This is a genomic window from bacterium (assembly GCA_016703265.1).
Lineage (GTDB): Bacteria > Krumholzibacteriota > Krumholzibacteriia > LZORAL124-64-63 > LZORAL124-64-63 > CAINDZ01.
This window is the reverse complement of the sequence record JADJCK010000014.1, coordinates 1-19,850: the sequence shown is the minus strand read 5'-3', so window position 1 is coordinate 19,850 and position 19,850 is coordinate 1. Positions and strand designations below refer to the sequence as shown.

Below are 19,850 nucleotides of genomic sequence, written 5' to 3'. Positions count from 1 at the left end.
ACCTTCGCCGCGCCAGCGACGACTTCCCGGGAGAACCGCCATGCCGTCCACTGCCCACCGCAACGCTCTCCGTACCGTCGTGCGCGTCGCAGCGTTCATGGCCGTCGCCGCCGCCACCGCAATGGCCGCCGGGCTCGATCCGCGCCTGGCGCCCCTGGCTCCCTACGTGGACCGCGTGTTCACCGCGAACATGGGGCCGGCCGGGAACGAGGCCGCGACCGTCGACGTGCAGGAGTGGGAGACCATCCTCGGCGGCAAGGCCGTGCGCATCACCCACTCGATCAACGGCGGTGACTACGGCGGCGAGTCGATCATCATGTGGGACGTCTCACGTCAGGCCATCGCCTACTGGTACGTGACCACGGCCGACTTCTACACGCACGGCACCATCACCGCCGCCGGTGATTCACTGGTCACGCGCGAGCAGGTGGTGGGCAATGCGGGGGACATCAGCGAGGTGGAGGGCGTCTGGCGCCGCACGGCCGACGGTCACACCGTCGAGAGCCGCATGAAGATCGGTGGGCAGTGGCAGCCGAAAAGGACCTCGACCTACCGGGAGACGCCGGGCGCCGTGCCGATGTTCCGCTGAGTCGCGGCCGCGGGTAGCGACCGGGAGCGTTAACCCGCCAATCCCAGCTTGCCGATGGCCCCGATGACCGCGGCGTGGACCGGCCCGCAGGTGGCTACGACGCCGCGATTGACCGCCAGCTTGACCCCGCGCGAGAAATCGAGCGGCTTGCCGGCAATGTCCGTCACCGTGCCGCCGGCCTCCGTCACCACCAGGGCGCCGGCAGCGTGATCCCAGATGTTCTCGGAATAGTCGGCACGGTTCGGCATGCGCAGGTAGGCTTCAGCTTCCCCACGGGCGACCACGCCGTACTTGGCCTGGCTGTCCAGCCGCACCGGCGGGGCCGTGACGCCCAGCAGCTCCGTCACGCGGGCTGCGTTGCCGTGCGACGAATGGGCGGCTTCGACCGACTCGCAGAATCGCACCCGCGCCGGGTCGGCGACGGCGCTCGTGCCCATGGTCCGCGGTGCACCCGCCGCACGCAGCGGCATCTGCCAGGCGCCGCCGCCGGCCAGTGCGGCGAACAGCGTGCCGTCGCCGGCATCGTCGGCCACCTGCGTACCCAGGCTGGGGCAGCCCATCACCGCGGCCGCCAGTTGCCCATCGACTATGAGCGCCAGCGCGATGGCGTACTGCCCGCCCCGCAGGAATCCCTTGGTGCCGTCGACGGGGTCGAGGGCCCAGAAGCGCGGCGCAGTCGCGGCGAACTGCCCGCGGTCGATCCACGCGCAGACGTCCCCGGCGCCGGCGCCCGGTCGCCGCGCGGCGACCAGCGCCGTCACGCGCGCCAGCAGGGCCGCGGCTTCCGGCTGTCGCAGTGCGGCAGCGGATTCCTCGCCCATCACCGGGTCGGTCGCGAAGGCCTCGCCGAGGGCACGGCACACCAGCGCCTGGGCGCCGAAATCGGCCACGGTGACCGGGCTGCGGTCGGGCTTGGCCAACGCGCCGCGGTCGACCGCCTGTCCAACCTCATGGCACAGCGAACCGGCTTCGCGAACGGCGTCCAGGGCCACGTCCAGTTCGCGGGCCAGCGGATGGGCGGACCAGGGGCGGGTGGAATCGGATGCGGTCATGCGGCCTCCGGGCTGGTTGGTGCGACCGGCAGCACCTTAGCTGCACGGGGTCGGCGCGGCAATGCCCGGTCGCGGCGCAGAAATCTCTGGATCAAAGCGGACCATTGCATTAGGAATTGAGACACATCCAGCATTCGAAGTCGCCATTTCAGGAGCGCGCGGCCCACCCCGCGCAGGAGGAACCCCCATGAAACGTATCGTCGCGCTGGCACCCCTGGTGCTGATGCTGCTGGCCGGCCCCGTGCTGGCCAACGACCTGACCGGGCGCTGGGGCGTGGGCACCCAGCTCGGCCTGCAGAAGATGATCGGCGGCGAGCACGACTATTCGAACGCCGACCAGGATGTCGCGTTCTGGCTGCGCAACGGGCTGAACCCGAACTGGTCGCTGGAGATGGGCCTGCGCTACGGCTGGGTGCGCCCGGGCGCCCTGAGCGGCGAGGACGCCGGCCTCACTTTCGACAGCGTGCATGCCTACTACACGACCACGATGCACGGCCTGATCGGCGTCCGCCGCCATTTCGGTTCCGAGTCGTCGTTCGTGCCCTACATGGGGCTGTACGCCGGTTACCTCGATTGGCGCGTGCGTGACGAGAACGGCACCGACGGCGTGGGCCTGATGCCCGACGGCGAGATCGTGCACGGCTACGACGCCGAGGGTCGCAGCCATCCGCTGCACGGCCAGAACTTCACCGGCACGCTGGGGCTGGGCGTGGAGTGGTTCGTGGGCGAGAACTCGAGCCTGGACCTGGGCGCGCGCTATTCGCGCATCATCGACAACGACCTCGACACCATCGGCAGCGGCAACCTATGGGGCGCCGAAGAGGTCGATGTCAACGACGGCATCCTCGAAGCCTACGTCGGCTTTGCCATGTACTGGGGCGGCGACAAGGACAAGGATGACGACGGCATCCTCGACGACGCCGACCTCTGCCCCGAAGTGGCCGAGGACTTCGACAGCTGGCAGGACACCGACGGCTGTCCCGAGCCGGACAACGACAGCGACGGCATCGGCGACACCGTCGACGGCTGCCCGAACGACGCCGAGGACCGCGACGGCTTCCGCGACGAGGACGGCTGCCCCGATCCCGACAACGACGGTGACGGCGTGCTCGACGCCAAGGACAAGTGCCCGGACCAGGCCGAGGATCCGGACGGCTTCCAGGACGCGGACGGCTGCCCCGACCCGGACAACGACGGCGACGGCGTGAACGACGCCGCCGACACCTGCCCCGACACGCCGGCCGGCGTGAAGGTGGACAAGGACGGCTGCCCGCTGGCCGCTGAGATCAAGGCGACGATGACGCTCAAGGGCGTGCGTTTCAAGACCGGCTCGGCCGTGCTCGACCCGGTGTCGGTGACGACGCTCGAGGAAGTCGCGGCTTCGCTGAAGGCATGGCCGATGGTGCGCGTGGAAGTGCAGGGCCACACCGACAACGTCGGCTCGGCCGAGGCCAACCGTAACCTCTCGGCCCAGCGTGCCGAGGCCGTGCGCCAGTACCTGGTCGGCGCCGGCGTCGAGGCCGGCCGGATGACCGCTGTCGGTTACGGCGAGGACCTGCCGGTGGCGGACAACACCACCGACGCGGGTCGCCAGGCGAACCGGCGGGTGGATCTGGTGCGTACCGATCGCTAGGATGCCGCCTGACGGCGGTGCGCGGGGCCCCGGGAACGTCCCGGGGCCCCGTTTCCTTGAGCGGGTGAGGGGCGTGCGGAAGCGATGACGTTGGTGCGACAGCTGCGCGACCTGTGGGCGGGGAACCTGCCGCTCCACGAGACCCTGTGGACCTGGGGTCTCTTCCGCGGACTGTTGCTCAACGTCGGCTGCACCCTGGTCTCGATGTGGATCTGGCTGGTGTACGACACCGGGCCGGTTGCCGCGTTGGCCCTGGGCATCCATTTCCTGCCGGTGCCCTACAACGTCGTCTTTGCCGTGGGGGCCTGGCGCTCGGCGGCCGACCCGCGGCATTCAGACCGTGCGCGGCTGTACTCGCGGGTCATCGCGGTTGCCCTGGCGGCACTCTACATGTTCATCTGAACCCGGCGTGTTCACCCGGACGGCGACTCGTTTTCGCCCGCAGCATGCCAGGCCAGCGCCATCCCGGCGCGCCCGACCGCATCCAGTTCCGTGAATGCCAGGTGTCTCTGCTCCGGTTGCAGGGGCAGCGCGTGCAGAAGCAGGTCGGCCAGTTGGCCCACCGGCGCTTCATCAGGCATGCTCTCCCAGTTGCCGTTGGAACGTGCCTGCAGTGCCGCGACCAGTTCCGCGCGCATTGGCGCGGATACTTCGCCGCCCGCATCGCGGTCCGGGACGACACGGGCATCGACCCGGCGATAGAGGCGCTCGCTCGGCACTTCGGCCATGTCCACGCGCGTCAGCGCGAGCAGGAGGATGAGCCAGCGGCCGTCTTCCAGTTCCTCGGTCTGGACGATCTCGACCAGGGTGCCCAGCTCCGGCAGCACGGGCCCCGACTGGCCGACCGGGGCCCGGTCGTCGACCGGTGCGCAGGGCGCCATCACGAAGCGACCGCTGCTGTCCATCAGGTCACCCATCATCTGGCGATAGCGGGTCTCGAAGATGTGCAACGGCGTCACCGTGCCCGGAAACAGGTAGTACCCGGGCAGGGGGAATACGGGCAGTCCGCGCATGACAACGGGCGGGTTCACGACGGCAGGCACTCCTGGCTCGGGGAGATGGCATTGCGGCCTTCCCCCAGGATAAGGCCGGCCGCACGGGCGGCCAGTCGGGTGCGGCGGCTAACGCGATGCCGCGGTGCGTTTATAGCGCCGCGTGGTCACATCGTCACCGCTCTCGTTGCTGTAGGTTTCCGAACGGGTGAAATGTTCGGCGTCCTCGAAGACGAATTCGCAGGCGACCATGCGCGAGGCATGCTCGCCGGCCAGGTTGGTCACGTCGAGGAACGTGAACGGCAGGTGATCCGCGGGCCCCGTCAGGTCGGCCACCAGTCGCGGCTGGTTGCCCTGGGCGCAGTAGTGCGTGAGCAGGACACGTTGTCCGTCAGGATGGTAGACGGTCTGCGTCAGGGTCGTACCCGCTTCGTAGCGCTCGACCAGGGCGCTGTCGCGGGAGATCGGCTCGAAAGTGAGCCGGATGACCGTACCCTTCGCCGTCACGGACTCCCATTGACCGGCCAGGCCCAACAGGCGCGCGAACGCCGCTTCGCCTCCGGCTGGCGCGGTGGCAGGCGTGACTTCCGTCGCCGCTGCCGCCGCCGTCCGACTCGCGCCGCCGACACCCGCCAGCATGGCCATGAGCAGGATCAGGTTTCGCATCATCGACTCCCTGTGTACGGTGTTGGGGCTGATCACGCCCTGTCGGCGATCGTCCGCAGCGAAAGTGGCGCGAATCGCGGGGAACCTCCACGGCCGGGGAAAGGTTCCCTGAAGGCCGGTTCACGGTGTAAGCTTCCCGGGGTTCGACGGTGGCAGGCACCGGACGTCCCACCTGCGATCCTGGACAGGAGTCACCCCATGGCCGAAGCGGCGCGCAGCCACGGGCTGCAGACGATCTTCTCGTTCTTCCTGGGACTGATGCTGACCGCGTTCATCGGCGTGGGTGTCTACACCTTCCACCCGCCGGTGAAGGAACTCGACCGGCAGATCCAGGAGCTGGACCGCCGCGAGCAGGCGATCCGCAACGCGAACCCGAAGGACGAGTTGACGGTTGCCGATCGCGACGAGGTCCAGCAGATCACCGACTCCCGCAACCAGCTGTACGATGCCGCACAGGCCCGGCGCGAAGCGTGGGGCCGCAGCACGAGCATCATCCTGATCGCCCTGGCCACGCTGGTCATGGCCGTGTCGCTGGTGCGCGCGGACCAGTTGCCGGTGATCAGCAACGGCCTGTTGCTGGGCGGCGTGTTCACGATGGTCTACGGCGTCGGCTGGATCGTTGCCACCGACACGTCCGTGTCCCGGTTCGTGGTCATGACCGTGGCCCTGGCCATCACCCTGGGGCTGGGCTATGCCCGGTTCGTGCGACGACGGGCGTCGCCATCGCTGCCAGCAGGCTCGGCCTTGCCGGACAGCGAGGGGCTGGCGCGCCTCGAGCAGCGCCTGCAGGACGTCGAGGATCGCCTGGACAGGGCAGCCGGTGTGCTTGGATCCGGGGGCAATCGCTGATCGGTGCTGCCGCCGGCCGCATCATCATTTGGCTGCTGCGGCCTTCGCCTGCGCCGCTGCGCGCAGGATGGCCTCCAGGCTCAACTCCACATCGGCTGCAGTCGTGGCCCACGAACACACGCTGATGCGCATGGCCGTGCGACCCTGCCAGACGGTGCCGCCACACCAGCAGGTGCCGTCCGACTGCACGAGAGCGATCGTGCGTTCCGTGACCTCCGGCGAGCCGAACGAAACCAGCACCTGGTTTAGGTTCACCTCGTTCAGCACGTCGTGGCCGGCGGCGACGAATCCGGCGGCGAAACGAGCGGCGTGGCGACAGCAGCGCTCGATCATTTCGGCGATCCCGGAGCGGCCGAGCGTGTGAAGCGCGGCCCACACCTCGACGCCTCGCGCACGCCGCGACAGCTCGGGCGTGAAGTCCGACGGGATGCGCGGCGAATCCGCCGGCAGGTAGGCTGCACGCACCGCCATGGCAGCGCCCAGGGCGCGCCCGTCGCGGACGAAGGCCAGTCCGCAATCGTACGGCACGTTCAGCCACTTGTGCGCGTCGACAGCCCACGAGTCGGCGCCTTCGATGCCGGCCACCTGATGCCGCCGCGCCGGGGCGGCCGCCGCCCACAGCCCGAAGGCGCCATCCACGTGCACCCAGGCGTCGGCTGCCCTGGCCGCCGGTATGATCGCCTCGAGGGGATCGCAGGCGCCGGTATTCACGTTGCCTGCCTGCAGGCAGACGATCGTGGGACCGTGCAGGCGCGGCAGGGCATCGGCACGCATGCGGCCCTGTCCATCCACCGGAACGCGCGTCACGCGCGTGCGCCCGAGTCCCAGCACGCCCAGCGATTTCAGCAGCGTCGGATGCACTTCCTCGCCGACCACCACCGTGATGGGTGGGGCGCCGAACAGTCCAGCAGCTTCGACGTCCCAGCCTGCCCTCTCCAACACCGTGTGGCGAGCGGCGGCGAGCGCCGTCAGGTTCGCCACCGTCGCGCCCGTGACGAAGGCGCCTTGGCAATCGGCGGGCAGTCCGAGCATGTCCACCAGCCAGCGCAGCGCCACCCGCTCGATCTCCGCCGTGGCAGGTGTCGGGTGGTAGAAGGCGGTGTTCTGGTCCCACGCCGTGGCCAGCCAGTTGGCAGCTACCGTCACCGGCAGCGCTCCCCCGATCACGAATCCGAAGAATCGCGGTCCCGCCATGGCCATCGTCGCGGGAGAGCCCACGTCATCGAGCCGGCGAAGGACCTCGTGCGGGTCCGTCGGGCAGTCGGGCAGGGGTGTGTCCCAGGCGGCCAGTCCTGCCACGGCGGCGGGGTCGGGTCGTACCGCGCGCGCGTCAACGGATTCGAGATAGCGGACGGCCCGAGCCGCCGCTTCCTGCAGGAGTTCGCGGGACATTCCAGGTCCTTTCGGCAGGGGAACCTCCCCAGGCTAATTGCGACGCGGTGGCGCCGCTGCCCGCAGGTGGGATCCTGCAGCGCTCCATCGGGTCCGGCGCGCAGGCAAGGGAAAGGGCCGCCCCCTCGCGGGTGGCGGCCCATTCCCTGACGTCGAACGTCGGTCGAAGACTACCGGTACAGGCTCTTGATGCCGCCCCAGGTCGCCGAATCGGTGGCAACGATGCCTTCCTGCTCCAGGCTCACGTTGTCCACGTACATCTTCGAGATGCTGCCGACATTGGCACCCGTGTTGGCCATGAACTGGATCGACAGGAAGTCCGTACCGGCCGGCGCCACGAACGAACCGCTGTACGTATTCCAGCCGGCCGACGCGTAGTTGCCCAGCAGGCCCGAGGTGCCGACGATGCCGGCGCCCGTCTTTTCAGCGAAGATCTGCACGAAGAAGACGCCGCCCAGGGCCGCCTGGCCCAGCTTCAGGTCGAAGGTCCACGTGACCAGGCCGCCGGCGGCCGTGCCCGGCGCCGTCGTCTGCTTCAGGGTCAGGCCCAGGGCCTCGGCATGGTTGTCCATGAAGGCGCAATGGGTACCGGCGGCCGACGGGCCGTTGTCCGCGACCACGGTGACGGCCGAGTTGCCGCTCAGGCCGAACGCCTGCCAGGCAGTCAGGTCGCCGGACTCGAAACCGGGGTTCGTCAGGGCGTTGGCGGCGAAACCGGCCGTCGCGCTCAGCGTCACCAGGGCGACGCAGGCAACGCTGGTCATCAGCTTTCTCATTGTCATCATCCAGCCTCCTCTTGAAGTGATCCGCAGTGCGGGACCGGTCGTCGCTCCCCGAAGGAGCCGGGCGTGCGAACGGCCTCGCGATGACTCATCCAGCCCAGTCATTTTCGGCCGCGGGGCGGGCTCATTCCCCTCGGTTGCGGCCGAAAATCGAGTGCGTACCCCGTCAGCGAGGCACGCTATTTCACGAGCACCAGCTTGCCGCTCGCCGTGCTGCCGGCGCTCAGCAAGCGGTAGTGGTAGACGCCGGCGGCGGCATTGCGGCCCAGTTCGTCGCGGCCGTCCCAGCGCACCGCGTTGACGCCGACCTGGCCGATGCCCTGGAAGCCGGTCACGCGGCGCCCGCCGATGTCATAGACCTCGATCTCGTACGGGCCCGCGGCCGGCAGCTCGAAGCGCAGTTCGGTGCCCGCGTTGAACGGGTTGGGCACGTTTGCCAGCACCTTCGCCCCGACAGGGCGGTACTCGGGGCGGTCCGTGCCGCTGGCCAGCCCGCCCGAGTAGTAGATGTCGTCGAGGGCGAACTCGCAGCCGACGCCCTGTTCCTCGAGGATCACGAACTCGTAGCTCAGCATGCGCAGGTCGATGGCCGTGCCGCGCAGGTCTGTGACCGGGATCGACGCCTGGCCCCACTCGCCGTTCCGCACCAGGCCGTACTTCGTCTGGCCGGCGGGGAAGCTCACGTAGTACTGGTTGTTCCAGGTGTCGATGACGCCGATCTTGAAGGTGACGTTGGCCGGGATCTTGATGCGGAAATTGAGATGGCCCTCGCCGAAGTTGAACAGGTTCACCGGCTGGATCGACATGATGCCGGCGCCGAACCAGCCGCGGCCGTTGGTGCGCCAGGCCAGGCCGTTGTCGCCCTCGTAGGGCGGGATGGTGCCGTCGACCAGCGTGCTCTCCCATACGTAGATCTGCGAGGAGACTTCGGTCACGAGCGTGTCGTTGACCGGCGTCGTGTCGGTGAACAGTCCGAATGCGCCGCCGCGCGGGGTGGGCGGCCCCAGGAAGACTTCGCCCTGGCCGTTCCACTGGTAGGCGCGCACGTAGTCCACGTACATCGTCGCCGGGAACGGCATCGTGACCGGCAGGCCGGCTCCCGGGTCGCCCAACACGTAGCAGTCGGTGACCGCGCCGCCGATGGCCAGGTTGGCGATCAGGTAGAACGGGCTGCGGAACTCGTCGGACTCGGCGTCGATGGTGAACGGCTCGGCGAACAGGTCGTACTCGACGCCGTTGTCGACGATCGTCTGCCGCAGCGAGTTCTCGTCCCAGTACAGCCGGTAGATCAGGAAGCGCCCGTTCAGCGGGTTCGCGTAGTTGTAGTAGGGGCGGTAGTACACATCGGTTGGATCCCAGGCCAGGCTCGCGGCGCCCGACGGGTTGCCCGGGTTGATGGCGGCCTCGGAGTAGAAGATGGCGTTGGCGCCCATCATCTGGTTGACCGTCGAGTTGTCCAGGCCGTTGCCGCCGTTGTGCGTGTCGTGCAGGTCGCGATAGACCTTCTTCAGGCCCATCTCCATCATGTCGATCTCGCCGCTCCGCGGCCACGCGTAGTTCGCGGTGCCCAGCAGCCAGAACGCGGGCCAGCCGCCGAGATTCAGGTTGGGCACCCAGACGCGCGCTTCGATCATCCCGTACTTGACCGAGACGAACGACTTGCTCATCACCTTGCCCGAGGTGTACTGCAGCGGGTTGCCCCACTGGTCGACGATGCCGGGGCCGCTCTCCTGCTTCGCGACGATGCGCAGGGCCTTGTTGCCGGGCTCGCCGGGCACGTCGGCGATGTCGACGTTTTCGTTCTTGTAGAACTCAAGTTCGCCGTTGCCCCAGCCCCAGCTTCCGTTGCCGGTGATCTTCAGCCAGTTGTCCAGGGTGTTGAAGTTGTCTTCCCACAGCAGGGGGCCGACCTGGGCCGGCGCCTGGACCGCGGAAACGAGAACGAGCGCGAGTGCGACAACGACGAAGAGCTTGCGCATGACCTGTCCTCTGGTTGCCGGCCCGGCCGCTGGTCCGATCGCTGCCGCCGCTGGCGGGCCGTGTGGCGCAGGGCAACGATCTTCGGTCCGGCGATTATCAACTTTGTTCGGACTCCGATCAATGTATTTTTCGTGTCCGCCGGGGAATTTGCTCCCCGATACGATAATGCTTTATCAATGGATGCCGGCCGGGGGGGTGGGCCGTCGGGGACGCCGGACCTCTGACCGAAGCCGTAAATTCAAGAAACAAGCGGCTCTGCCGCCGGCGGGCTATATTGGGGGCCAGGATTTCTGGATTGTTTTCGACCCGCCGCGTCCCACGCCCCGGATCTTCACCAACCCTGATCGGGGTTCCCCCGATTCCGGAAAGCTCCCCTTCCCTATAGGTGGAACCACATGAAGAAGATCTACGTCGGCAACCTGCCGTTCACCGCGACCAACGACTCGGTGTCCCAGCTGTTCGCCAAGCACGGCACCGTGCACTCGGTGGCCCTCATCAACGACCGCGAAACCGGCCGCCCCCGCGGCTTCGGTTTCATCGAGATGGATGACAGCGCCTGTGCGGGGGCCATCCAGGCGCTCGACGGCTTCGCGATGGAGGGTCGCAACCTCAGCGTGAACGAGGCCAAGGACCGCGCGCCGCGGTAGCCCGCATCGCGTCATGCCTGGCGTGAACGCCGGGGACCGGCCCGGAGGCAACGGCTTCCGGGCCGGTCCCGTTCCAGCGGGTCGTCCACCGTTGCGGCCGCACTGGTCGTTGCCGGCAGCGCAGGCTACGATGGTGGGCATCGTGGACATCCCCACCTTCAGCCGGTGCCTGGAACCGCGCGGGAGCCCGCATGTCGTACCCGGTCGATCGCCTCCTGTGCGCCCTCGCGCTCGCGTTCGCACTGCTGCCGGTGCTGCCGCCGGCAGCCGCCGCACAGAGCGTGGCCCTGTCCTTCGACGACGGCTTCGACCCGCGCGAGCAGCCGCAGGCCGCAGCCTGGAACGGGGCCATCCTTGAGGCGCTGGAAGCCGCGGGCGTCCAGGCGATCCTCTTTCCGACCGGCCGGCGCGTCGACAGTGACGAGGGCCTGCGGCTGGTGGGGGACTGGGGCCGCGCCGGCCATGCGATCGGCAACCACACCTACGCGCACCGCAATTTCGGCGCGGCGGCCATGACCGTCGAGGTGTTCACCGCCGACATCGGGAAGGCCCAGGCGCTGTTGCAGGAACTGCCCGGCTGGACGCCGCGGCTGCGGTTCCCGTACCTCAAGGAAGGCGAGACACCGGAGAAGCGTGACGCGTTGCGGGCGTGGCTGCGCGAACAGGGGTACGGCAGCGGTGCCGTCAGCATCGACGCCAGCGACTGGTACTACAACAGCCGCTTCCTGGAGTGGCGCGGGCAGCACCCGACGGACGACCCGGCGGCCTGGCGCGACGCCTACCTCGACCACCTGTGGGACCGCGCCTGCTATTACGATTCGCTGTCGGTGGCGGTGCTCGGCCGCAGCCTGCCGCACGTGCTGCTGCTGCACGCCAACGCCATCAACGCCGCCTTCCTGCCGGACGTCATCGCGATGTTCCGGGAGCGTGGGTGGAAGCTTGTGTCACCTGCGGAAGCCTGGGCCGATCCTGCGTACCAACTCGGACCGCAGACCCTGCCGGCAGGCGAGAGCCATCTGTGGGCCCTGGCCAGGGAGCGGGGATTGCCCGGCCTGCGCTATCCGGCCGAGAGTGACGAGTACGAAAAGGAGCGCGTAGACCGGTTGGTGGCGGCAGGAGACTGACGATGCGACGCGCGGTTGCCGCGCCCTTAAGCACAACGGGTGATCAAGTTCACGCACCAGACAGGAGAACAACGCGATGGCGACGAAGAACGGCAGGGTAGCGCTCATCACGGGGGCGAACAAGGGACTGGGCAAGGAGATCGGGCGGCAGCTGGGCGCGCTCGGCTACACGGTGGTCCTGACGGCCCGCGACGAACAGGCCGGGCGGGCGGCGGCGGCGGAACTCGCGGCGGCAGGATGCGATGCCCACACGATTCGTCTCGAGGTCACCAGCCCCGATGACATCGGCCGGCTCGCGGGCTATCTGGAGTCCACGTTCGGCAGGCTCGACGTGCTCGTGAACAACGCCGGGATCGCCATCGAGTGGGAAGGCCAACCGACCGACGCCGACAAGGTCCGGCGCACGCTCGAGGTCAACCTCATCGCCCCGTTCGCGATCACCGAGGCCCTCGTCCCGCTCCTGGCGCGCAGCGACGATGCACGGGTGATCAACCATTCCTCGATGCTCGGCTCGATCGGCACGGCGGAGAGCATGTGGAAGCAGGTCGGGGGCTTCATGGCCGTGGGATACTCCACCTCGAAGGCCGGGCTCAACATGCTGACCCTGATCCAGTCCAAGACGCTGGCGGGCAAGGGCATTGCGGTTGCCGCCGCCCATCCGGGCTGGGTGAAGACCGATCTCGGGACCCAGGCCGCGCCGCTTGAGGTTGATGAGGGCGCGGGCACGGTCGTCGACCTGGTGACCATGGCCCGCGAGAAGTTTCCCAACGGCCAACTGTGGCACAAGGGCGCGCGGATGCCCTGGTAGGTGTGGTCTCACCGCGCGGTGGATCGATGCGCTGGAATTGCGCGTCGACCTGTTGCCCGGACTTGCGCCGGCGCAAGTCCGGGGATGTTCGGCTTTCGGTGGCCCGTAGCTCCGTCGCCAGGGACGTGGACGGCAATCGCCCGCAAGGTCTGCGCCGCACGCTGACGCCGGGGCTACTCCCACTCGATAGTCCCCGGCGGCTTGCTCGTCAGGTCATACGCCACCGCGCTGATCTCGCTGCGCGCGATGATCTGCGCCCGCACCTCGTCCAGCAGCCTGCGCGGCAGCCGCGCCGCCGTGGCCGTCATCGCGCGCTCGCTGAGGATGGGCCGCACGATGCACAGCTCCCGCCCGCGGCCGTCGATCTCCAGAGGCACCAGCACCGTCGGGCACTGCCACACCTGGTCGTACAGGCCATGGCGCCGCAGCGCGGCCATCATCACCTCGTCGCACTCGCGCAGCAGATCCAGGCGTTCGCGCGTCATCTGCGCGGCCAGCGGACGGCACTCGTGTGGGAGGCCATCGCCCAGCAGCAGCAGCGCGCGGTTGAGTCCGCCCACGGTCTTGAAGATGGTGCCCGAGGCCTCGGCCAGCGCGTCCCAGTCGTACTCGCCGCCGGCCACGGAAGCCGGCGCGTGCAGCAGCACCGGGTGTTCGTACGTGCGCAGGTCGGCCTTCACGCCCACCGAGCGGATCGGCAGCGGCATCGCCTGCAGGCCGTAGTCCTCAACGGCCTTGGCCACCGCGGGGGTGATCTTCGCCAGCGTCGTCTCGTCGGCCACGGCGCCGTCGCTGCACAGCAGCCGCACGCCGAGACCCGGGCCGGGGAAGGGGTGGCGCCAGATCATGTCGTGGGGAATGCCCAGCTTCTCGCCCAGTTCGCGCACCTCGACCTTGTAGAGGTCGGCCAGCGGTTCGACCACCTTGCCTGCCTTGATCATCTCCTCGATGATCGGCACCCGGTTGTGGTGCGTCTTGATGGTGTCGGCGCGCTTGGTGCCGCCCGTCTCGATCGTGTCGGGGTAGATGGTGCCCTGGCCCAGCATGTGCCCGGTGATGCCCAGCCGCCGCGCCTCGCTCTCGAACACGGTGATGAAGGTGTCGCCGATGGCGCGCCGCTTGGCCTCGGGCTCGACCTTCCCGGCCAGCGCCGCCAGGAACGTGTCGGTGGCGTCGATGAAGTGCAGATGGTCGCCCAGCCCCATGTCGCGGAACATCGCCACGACCTGGCGCGATTCATCCTTGCGCATGAGCCCGTTGTCCACGTGCAGCAGTTCCAGCCGCTCGGGGCCGAGCGCCTCGACGAACAGCCGGGCCGCCACCGTCGAGTCGACGCCACCCGAGGCGAGCAGGAACACCGAGCGGTCGCCGACCTGCTCGCGGATGCGTTCGACCTGCTCCTCGACGTAGCGCTCCATGGTCCAGGTGGGCCGGCAGCCGCAGATCCCGAGCACGAAGTTGGCGATCATGTCGTCGCCGTGCACGGTGTCGTCGACCTCGGGATGGTACTGGAAACCGTAGCGGCGGCGCGTATCGTCGGCAATGGCGGCGAAGCGGTGCGGCTCGGCGTTCGCCCCGAGTTTCGACCAGCCCAGCTCGCGGAACCCTTCGCCGACCGCCGTGACCGAGTCGAAGTGGCTCATCCACACCGTCTCGACCGGGCCCAGGCCCTTGTAGAGCGCGTGCTCGCCGGTCAGGTGCAGGTCGGCGCGGCCCCACTCCTGCTTCCCGTGGATGACGGTGCCGCCGTAGTGCTTGGCGATCTCCTGGTGCCCGAAGCAGAACCCGAGGATGGGCACGTCGAGGTCGAGGATGGCCTTGTTCCAGTCCGAGTCCTCGCCGAACGAGGCCAGCGACGGGCTGCCGCTCAGGATGATGCCCTTGCAGCCGGCGAAGGCCTCGCACGGGTCCTCGGGCTGGCGGATCTCGGCCAGCACCCGCGCCGCGCGCCTGACCTTGGTGGCGATGAGATGGGCGTACTGGCCGCCGAAGTCGATGACGGCGATGACGTCGTGCTTCATGGGTCCGTCCTGTGGTCGGAAAGGCGGGCAGGGGGCAGGCCGGGCCGCCGCGGGGGCGCCGGCCGGTAAGGGCCATATTTAGCAGAACGGGCGCGATTGCACAACCGGGAGGTGGTCCCGCGGAACCGGACCGGCGCTCGCGGGGTACCACGGAGGTTGCCGGTGGCGGCGTCCCGCCGATGCCCCGACCATGTGACCGGTGGCGCCTGCGTGGCGCCCGGGAGGAGACAAACATGCAGAAGCTCAACAAGGTGATCGCAGCGGCGGTGTTCGCGGCGGTCCTTGGCGGAGGTACAGGCGCCATGGCGGAAACGGGCAAGCAGCAGGCAGTCCTGGGCGGTGGGTGCTTCTGGTGCCTGGAGGCCGTCTACCAGCGCCTGAAGGGCGTTGAACAGGTCGAGTCGGGCTACGCCGGCGGCAGCGGACCGACCACGTACCGGGAAGTGTGTACGGGGGAGACCGGGCATGCCGAGGTGGTGCGGGTGACGTACGATCCGGCCGTGATCACCTATCGCGACCTGCTGACGGTGTTCTTCGCCACGCATGACCCGACAACCCTCAATCGCCAGGGTGCCGATGCCGGCACGCAGTACCGGTCGGTCATCTTCTGTCGCGATGCGGCGCAGCGCGCGGACGCCGAGGCGATGATCGCCGAACTGACGCGCGACAAGATCTTCGACAACCGCATCGTGACCGAACTGGCCGCGGACGCGACGTTCCATGTGGCAGAGGACTATCACCAGGACTACTACGAGAACAACCGGTCGCAGGGGTACTGCCAGGTCGTGATCAATCCCAAGATCAAGAAGCTGCGGGAGCAGTTCGCGGACAAGCTGAAGGACTAGACAAGGAGCGGCGCCGGAATCCGGTCCGGGATCGCGCGGGGCAGTGGTCGTTTGACCAGCACCGCGCGATCCCGTTCCTGTTCCTAGCGACCGTGTGTCGATCCGTGCGGTTCGGCACCCGGCTTTGCGATCGGGGCGGCGTGCGCAGCCGGCTTGGCCGTATCGTGTGCCGCCTTGGCCGGTGTGTGCGCCGCCGGCGTTGCCGCATGCGCCGCAGGCGCAGCCGTGTGCGCCGCTGCGTGCTGTGCCGCCGGCGTGCCGCGGCCGCGTGGTTCGGCGTGGCCGCCGGAATTGCCGCATGCGCCGGTGCGTGCTTCGACTTGGCCGCCGGTGCCGCGGCGTGCGCCGCCGCTCCGTGGCCCGGTCCCGCCAGCCCGTCGAGCCATTCGACGATGCCCGTGTCCAGATCGTAGCGGGCGCCGACGATCTTCAGCTCACCCTTCTCGACCATCTCGGCCAGGATCGGCCCGCTCTCGCGCAGCAGTTCGGCGGTCAGCTCGACGTTCGCCCGGATGGCGCCCTCCACCGGGTCGCCGTGCGGGTCACGATTGGCCGCCACCGCCGGCTGCAGCGCGGTCATCAGCGCCGGCAGGTGCCCCGGCAGTTCGCCGCCGCCCACCGCCGCGGTCACGGCCCCGCAGCGCTCATGGCCCAGCACCACGATCAACCGAGTGCCCAGGTGCTCGGCCGCGTACTCCAGGCTGGCGATGCCGATCGCGTTGGCCACGTTGCCGGCCACGCGCACCACGAACAGGTCGCCCAGGCCCTGGTCGAAGAGCACTTCGGGCGCCACGCGCGAGTCCGAGCAACTGAGGATGGCGGCAAACGGCGCCTGGCCTTCGAGCAGGGCTTCGCGTCGCGCGGCATCCTGGTCCGGGAACGCGGGCTTGGCATTGACGAAATGACGGTTGCCGATGATGAGGCGGGCCAGCGCCTCTTCGGGGCTGACGCCGTCGTGCCCGGAGCCGGCGTCAACGACTGCGACGGCGCCCGTGTCCAGGTCGTAGCGCGCGCCGACCCCCTTCAACCTGCCCTCGGCCACCAGGCCCGACAGGACGGGGCCGGATGCGCGCAACTGCCGCGCGGTCAGCTCGATGTTCGCCGCCATGGCTCCTTCCACCGCGTCGCCGTGCGGGTCATGATTGCCGTCGACCGCAGGCTGCAGGGCCGCCATCAGCGCCGGCAGGTGGCCCGGCAGCTCGCCGCCCTTCACCGCCGCGGTCACGGCGCCGCAGCGCTCGTGCCCGAGCACCATGACCAGGCGCACGCCGAGGTGCTCGGCGGCGTACTCGATGCTGGCCAGGCCGATCTCGTCGGCCACGTTGCCGGCCACGCGCACCACGAACAGGTCGCCCAGGCCCTGGTCGAAAACCACTTCGGGCGGCACGCGTGAATCCGAACAGCACAGGATGATCGCGAACGGCTCCTGGCCCCCGGCCAGCAGGGCTCGCCGCGACACGTCCTGGTTGGGATGTGACGGTGCGGCATCGAGGAAGCGGCGGTTGCCCTCGAGCAGCCGCGACAGCGCGCTGTCGGGATCCATGCCGCCGTCATGCCCGGCCCGTGCGGCTGAAACCGGGGCCAGCAGCAGCAGCGTTGCCAGCCAGGCCCATTTGAGCACCTTCATCGACAAACCTCCCTGGGAACGGCGCAGCCGACGCCACCGCACCGGTGGCACCCTCGTTGACAATGGATCGGCCTTCCTGAGGAAAGCTTTATGCGCGGATTGGAGTCCCTGCAGACCGGGAGCCCTCGATCATCCTGATGTGCCCAGCACTGATCCGATGGCATCGCCCTGGTGATCACCGCACGGCAAAACCAGGCTCGGCGCTTGTCCCACAGGCACTTGCGGTCACGACGACCGAGGGCACGAAACCTGCGCTGGACGATGTGGAGGCCTGCAGCATGGCGTTGGCGACGCGGTGTCGTCACGTCTCCACGGCCGGCCACGACCAGGGAGTCATGAGATATGAAGGCGATCGGCATCGCATTGGTCATCGCAGGCTTCGTTGCGCTCGTCTACGGAGGATTCAGCTATTCCAGGCACCGCGAGGTGCTTTGATCTGGGGCCATTGAAGACCACTGCCACCGAGCACAAGGGCTTTCCCGTCCCGGCCGCGGCCGGTGCCGCAGTCCTGCTCGTCGGCTTTGCCCTGGTTGTGGGCAGCAATCGTCGTCTGCGGCGGCCATAGCGGAGATCGCCGTGCTCCCGCCGAGCGTCCCAATCTGAGTGACAGCGCATCAATCTGATCAGGTGCGACGGCGCTGAGGATCGAATCGGCGAGCTTGTCCCGGCGGCAGGCCCGGTCCGCCGAGTACAGGGAAGGTAGCGAATGACAGGAAACAAGCTGTTTCCAGACGCAGCCGCGCGAATGCAGGAGGACGCAACCTCGTGGCCCGACGATTGCGGTTCTGCCCACAATCACCGGCACGCATTCCGGAGACCCATTTCCGAAACCGGCCTTGCCGCGGTCGCATATCGCGGAACCACGGAAGCCCGTTCAAGTCGAAAGGGAAGAGAAATGAAGAGCAACAAGCTTGCTATCGCGATCCTGATCGTGACCGGACTGACGGCGGCCTCATGCGCAGGACCGAAAGAGGTGCGGTTGGCCGGTAACGGCGATATCCCCGCGGCCGAGTCGCCCGTGAAGGTGGGCGCGAACGAGAACGGTAACACCACCTTCGAACTCGGTCAAGCACCTGGCACTGCCGCAGCGCGTCGATCCCGCCGCCACCGTCTATGTCGTGTGGCTGCGCGGCAACGATTCGGCCGACCGCTCGCAGAACATGGGTGCGCTCAAGGTTGATGATGACCTGAACGGAAGCTACTCCGGCGTCACGCCCTTGCGTGAATTCTAGCTGTTCGTCACCGCTGAAGCAGCCGCGTCGGGCACCTAGCCTTCAGGTCCGGCGCTCCTGCACACGAACGTTTCCGCGACGAAGTAGGAACACCGGCGCGTATCGACACCGGGACCACGGCATGGTCGCCACAACCGGCCAGGTCGTGGTCCTGCAGTCGTGGACCTGCAACGGACAGTGGCGGAGCTTCATCCGTCGGTCCCGCGATCCTCATGGACGTACCCGTCATCCGAGTCGTCGCGCTTGCGGTCGCGCAGGTCACGCAGCATGCGGCGAACGTCGCGCACGCCGCCGATGGTGAACCAGATCATCACCAGCGACGAGACGATCTCGATCCAGAAGCGCGTGCCAGAAGCGGAGCCATTGTGTCGTAGTTGACCAGCCGCCGTCCGTCAGGCGGCGGGAAAGGAAGAAGATGGTGCCGACGGCGAAGACCGCCATCCAGGCCAGGTTCCAGCTCCAGGTCATGACGTAGAGGAACTTGTCGCGCCGTCCGAACTCGTCGGTGATGCCGATGGCGCGCCAGCCCCGCGAGACCGCCTGTCCCGTGCCCTCGAACCGCCCGCCACGGCCCACTTTGCCGCGGTGCAGCAGCCGATCCAGGTCGAACACGCGGCGCTTCACCAGCTGCTGGCCCAGCGAAACCGCCACATAGACCAGTGCGCAGACCCACATCGACCAGCGCCCCAGACCTGCTGGCCGTTGGGCAGGTTCGCGTCGGATCCAGGCGGCCCACGACTCGGCCTGCGCGCGGCCCGTGAAATCCAGCAGGCCCCAGAACGGCGTCCCTGTCTCGTGCCACGCGCGCTTGGCCTGCTCCAGCACGAAGCCGGTCATGGTCAGTGTCACTCCGGCGATGCCGGCCGCCCAGGCGCCCGCCGTGGTGCCCCAGCGCGGTGTAGAGCCCGCCGATGATGACCGCGCCCGACCAGCCGGCGCGAAGATCGCCCCGGTCAGCGAAGAACAGGAGGATAGCCCGGCTCTGCTTGTGGAACAGGCTGAAGACGAAGGGAACAGTCCCACGCCGACCACGGCCAGGCAGCGTGCGCATGGACGGTCAGACGCCAGCGGCGCCCCGGCGCAGCGGAATCAGCACGTCCTGCACGAAGATGCTGCTCCACGAGCGCATGCAGGTACAGCGTGCTGATCGAGGCGCAGAGCATCAGCGCCGCGAAGGCGCCCAGCAGGCCGGTGGGCAGCAGGGCCGACAGCGTCAGGGGGCCGCGCATCTGCGAACGCAGCGCCTCGTTGGGGATGCCGTCCAGCTTCGCCTGCACGCCGCCGGTCAGGCCGCTCCAGTCGGGGTGATGCAGCACCGTATAGATCAGGATCGGCACGGGGGTCATGAACATGCCCCTGCCCGATGCCGGGCGCCACAGTCCCAGCACGTTGTCCATCTTACCCTCGTGGGCGGAACGGGCCGAGGTGTTGTAGGCCTGCGTGCCCTGCCACGACAGGCCCCGTAGAACAGGCCGATGACGCCGATCGTGAAGTAGGTGACGTTGAAGCCGGCCACGGAGCCGGTGCCGAAGGGGTTGACCTCGAGAGGCCGGCCGGCGTCTGGCATCATCACCGTCGAGACATCGTCCCAGCCTACCTTCTGCAGCAGCC

General features: G+C 68.5%; 19 protein-coding genes and 1 pseudogene. 9 read left to right on the top strand and 11 right to left on the bottom strand.

All coding sequences use genetic code 11. The features are described 5' to 3' along the window. Nucleotides 1-40 precede the first annotated feature (40 nt). The gene (locus IPG61_18945; GenBank protein MBK6736101.1) at nucleotides 41-589 is read left to right on the top strand and encodes a hypothetical protein; all 549 of its coding nucleotides are present in this window, start codon (nucleotides 41-43) and stop codon (nucleotides 587-589) included. A 29-nt stretch (nucleotides 590-618) separates the two neighbouring features. On the opposite strand, the gene IPG61_18940 is transcribed toward IPG61_18945, so the two are convergent. After that, complete coding sequence (locus IPG61_18940; GenBank protein MBK6736100.1) at nucleotides 619-1,641, bottom strand: 3'(2'),5'-bisphosphate nucleotidase; 1,023 nt, start codon at nucleotides 1,639-1,641, stop codon at nucleotides 619-621. A gap of 187 nt (nucleotides 1,642-1,828) precedes the next feature. Between IPG61_18940 and IPG61_18935 the strand changes: the two genes are divergently transcribed. Together IPG61_18935 and IPG61_18930 are read left to right on the top strand one after the other, a co-directional pair. After that, nucleotides 1,829-3,274 (top strand): OmpA family protein, encoded by a 1,446-nt coding sequence (locus tag IPG61_18935; protein MBK6736099.1) that lies wholly within the window; start codon nucleotides 1,829-1,831, stop codon nucleotides 3,272-3,274. Nucleotides 3,275-3,358: 84 nt separating this feature from the next. Continuing rightward, nucleotides 3,359-3,676: a hypothetical protein gene (locus IPG61_18930; protein MBK6736098.1), complete on the top strand. Its 318-nt coding sequence runs from the start codon at nucleotides 3,359-3,361 to the stop codon at nucleotides 3,674-3,676. 11 nt (nucleotides 3,677-3,687) lie between these two features. Here the strand turns inward: IPG61_18930 and IPG61_18925 are convergent, their stop codons facing one another. Further along, complete coding sequence (locus IPG61_18925; protein ID MBK6736097.1) at nucleotides 3,688-4,305, bottom strand: LON peptidase substrate-binding domain-containing protein; 618 nt, start codon at nucleotides 4,303-4,305, stop codon at nucleotides 3,688-3,690. Nucleotides 4,306-4,395: 90 nt separating this feature from the next. Continuing rightward, nucleotides 4,396-4,932 (bottom strand): hypothetical protein, encoded by a 537-nt coding sequence (locus tag IPG61_18920; protein ID MBK6736096.1) that lies wholly within the window; start codon nucleotides 4,930-4,932, stop codon nucleotides 4,396-4,398. Nucleotides 4,933-5,130: 198 nt separating this feature from the next. On the opposite strand from IPG61_18920, the gene IPG61_18915 reads away from it, so the two are divergent. Then, entirely contained in the window at nucleotides 5,131-5,781 is a 651-nt protein-coding gene (locus IPG61_18915) for a hypothetical protein (protein MBK6736095.1), read from the top strand. 24 nt (nucleotides 5,782-5,805) lie between these two features. Here the strand turns inward: IPG61_18915 and IPG61_18910 are convergent, their stop codons facing one another. The 3 genes from IPG61_18910 to IPG61_18900 all read right to left on the bottom strand — a co-directional run bounded on the left by IPG61_18910 (nucleotide 5,806) and on the right by IPG61_18900 (nucleotide 9,934). Next, nucleotides 5,806-7,173, bottom strand: coding sequence for an aspartate aminotransferase family protein (locus IPG61_18910; protein MBK6736094.1), 1,368 nt, complete (start codon nucleotides 7,171-7,173; stop codon nucleotides 5,806-5,808). A gap of 170 nt (nucleotides 7,174-7,343) precedes the next feature. Beyond that, nucleotides 7,344-7,958, bottom strand: a complete 615-nt coding sequence (locus IPG61_18905) for a hypothetical protein (GenBank protein MBK6736093.1) — start codon at nucleotides 7,956-7,958, stop codon at nucleotides 7,344-7,346. 176 nt (nucleotides 7,959-8,134) lie between these two features. Further along, nucleotides 8,135-9,934 (bottom strand): T9SS type A sorting domain-containing protein, encoded by a 1,800-nt coding sequence (locus tag IPG61_18900; protein MBK6736092.1) that lies wholly within the window; start codon nucleotides 9,932-9,934, stop codon nucleotides 8,135-8,137. Between the two features lie 396 nt (nucleotides 9,935-10,330). Between IPG61_18900 and IPG61_18895 the strand changes: the two genes are divergently transcribed. The 3 genes from IPG61_18895 to IPG61_18885 all read left to right on the top strand — a co-directional run bounded on the left by IPG61_18895 (nucleotide 10,331) and on the right by IPG61_18885 (nucleotide 12,514). Further along, entirely contained in the window at nucleotides 10,331-10,582 is a 252-nt protein-coding gene (locus IPG61_18895) for an RNA-binding protein (GenBank protein MBK6736091.1), read from the top strand. A gap of 191 nt (nucleotides 10,583-10,773) precedes the next feature. Then, complete coding sequence (locus tag IPG61_18890; GenBank protein ID MBK6736090.1) at nucleotides 10,774-11,706, top strand: polysaccharide deacetylase family protein; 933 nt, start codon at nucleotides 10,774-10,776, stop codon at nucleotides 11,704-11,706. 76 nt (nucleotides 11,707-11,782) lie between these two features. After that, a complete protein-coding gene (locus IPG61_18885; GenBank protein ID MBK6736089.1) occupies nucleotides 11,783-12,514 on the top strand; it encodes an SDR family NAD(P)-dependent oxidoreductase in 732 nt (243 codons plus the stop codon). A gap of 173 nt (nucleotides 12,515-12,687) precedes the next feature. On the opposite strand, the gene guaA is transcribed toward IPG61_18885, so the two are convergent. Next, nucleotides 12,688-14,535, bottom strand: coding sequence for a glutamine-hydrolyzing GMP synthase (gene guaA / locus IPG61_18880; protein ID MBK6736088.1), 1,848 nt, complete (start codon nucleotides 14,533-14,535; stop codon nucleotides 12,688-12,690). Nucleotides 14,536-14,837: 302 nt separating this feature from the next. Here guaA and msrA point away from each other — a divergent pair, with 302 nt between their 5' ends. After that, a complete protein-coding gene (gene msrA / locus IPG61_18875) occupies nucleotides 14,838-15,380 on the top strand; it encodes a peptide-methionine (S)-S-oxide reductase MsrA (GenBank protein ID MBK6736087.1) in 543 nt (180 codons plus the stop codon). On the opposite strand, the gene IPG61_18870 is transcribed toward msrA, so the two are convergent. Further along, nucleotides 15,337-16,380, bottom strand: a complete 1,044-nt coding sequence (locus IPG61_18870) for a carbonic anhydrase (GenBank protein MBK6736086.1) — start codon at nucleotides 16,378-16,380, stop codon at nucleotides 15,337-15,339. The two genes, msrA and IPG61_18870, sit on opposite strands and share 44 nt — an antisense overlap. After that, a pseudogene (locus IPG61_18865) lies at nucleotides 16,354-16,923 on the bottom strand (carbonic anhydrase). The gene IPG61_18870 and the pseudogene IPG61_18865 overlap by 27 nt, the downstream one beginning before the upstream one ends. 979 nt (nucleotides 16,924-17,902) lie before the next feature. Here IPG61_18865 and IPG61_18860 point away from each other — a divergent pair. Further along, on the top strand, nucleotides 17,903-18,187 hold the full coding sequence (locus IPG61_18860) for a hypothetical protein (GenBank protein MBK6736085.1): 285 nt from the start codon (nucleotides 17,903-17,905) through the stop codon (nucleotides 18,185-18,187). Nucleotides 18,188-18,497: 310 nt separating this feature from the next. Here the strand turns inward: IPG61_18860 and IPG61_18855 are convergent, their stop codons facing one another. Both IPG61_18855 and IPG61_18850 read right to left on the bottom strand, forming a co-directional pair. Next, nucleotides 18,498-19,076 (bottom strand): hypothetical protein, encoded by a 579-nt coding sequence (locus tag IPG61_18855; GenBank protein MBK6736084.1) that lies wholly within the window; start codon nucleotides 19,074-19,076, stop codon nucleotides 18,498-18,500. A 116-nt stretch (nucleotides 19,077-19,192) separates the two neighbouring features. Further along, a complete protein-coding gene (locus tag IPG61_18850) occupies nucleotides 19,193-19,636 on the bottom strand; it encodes a hypothetical protein (GenBank protein MBK6736083.1) in 444 nt (147 codons plus the stop codon). Nucleotides 19,637-19,850 lie beyond the last annotated feature (214 nt).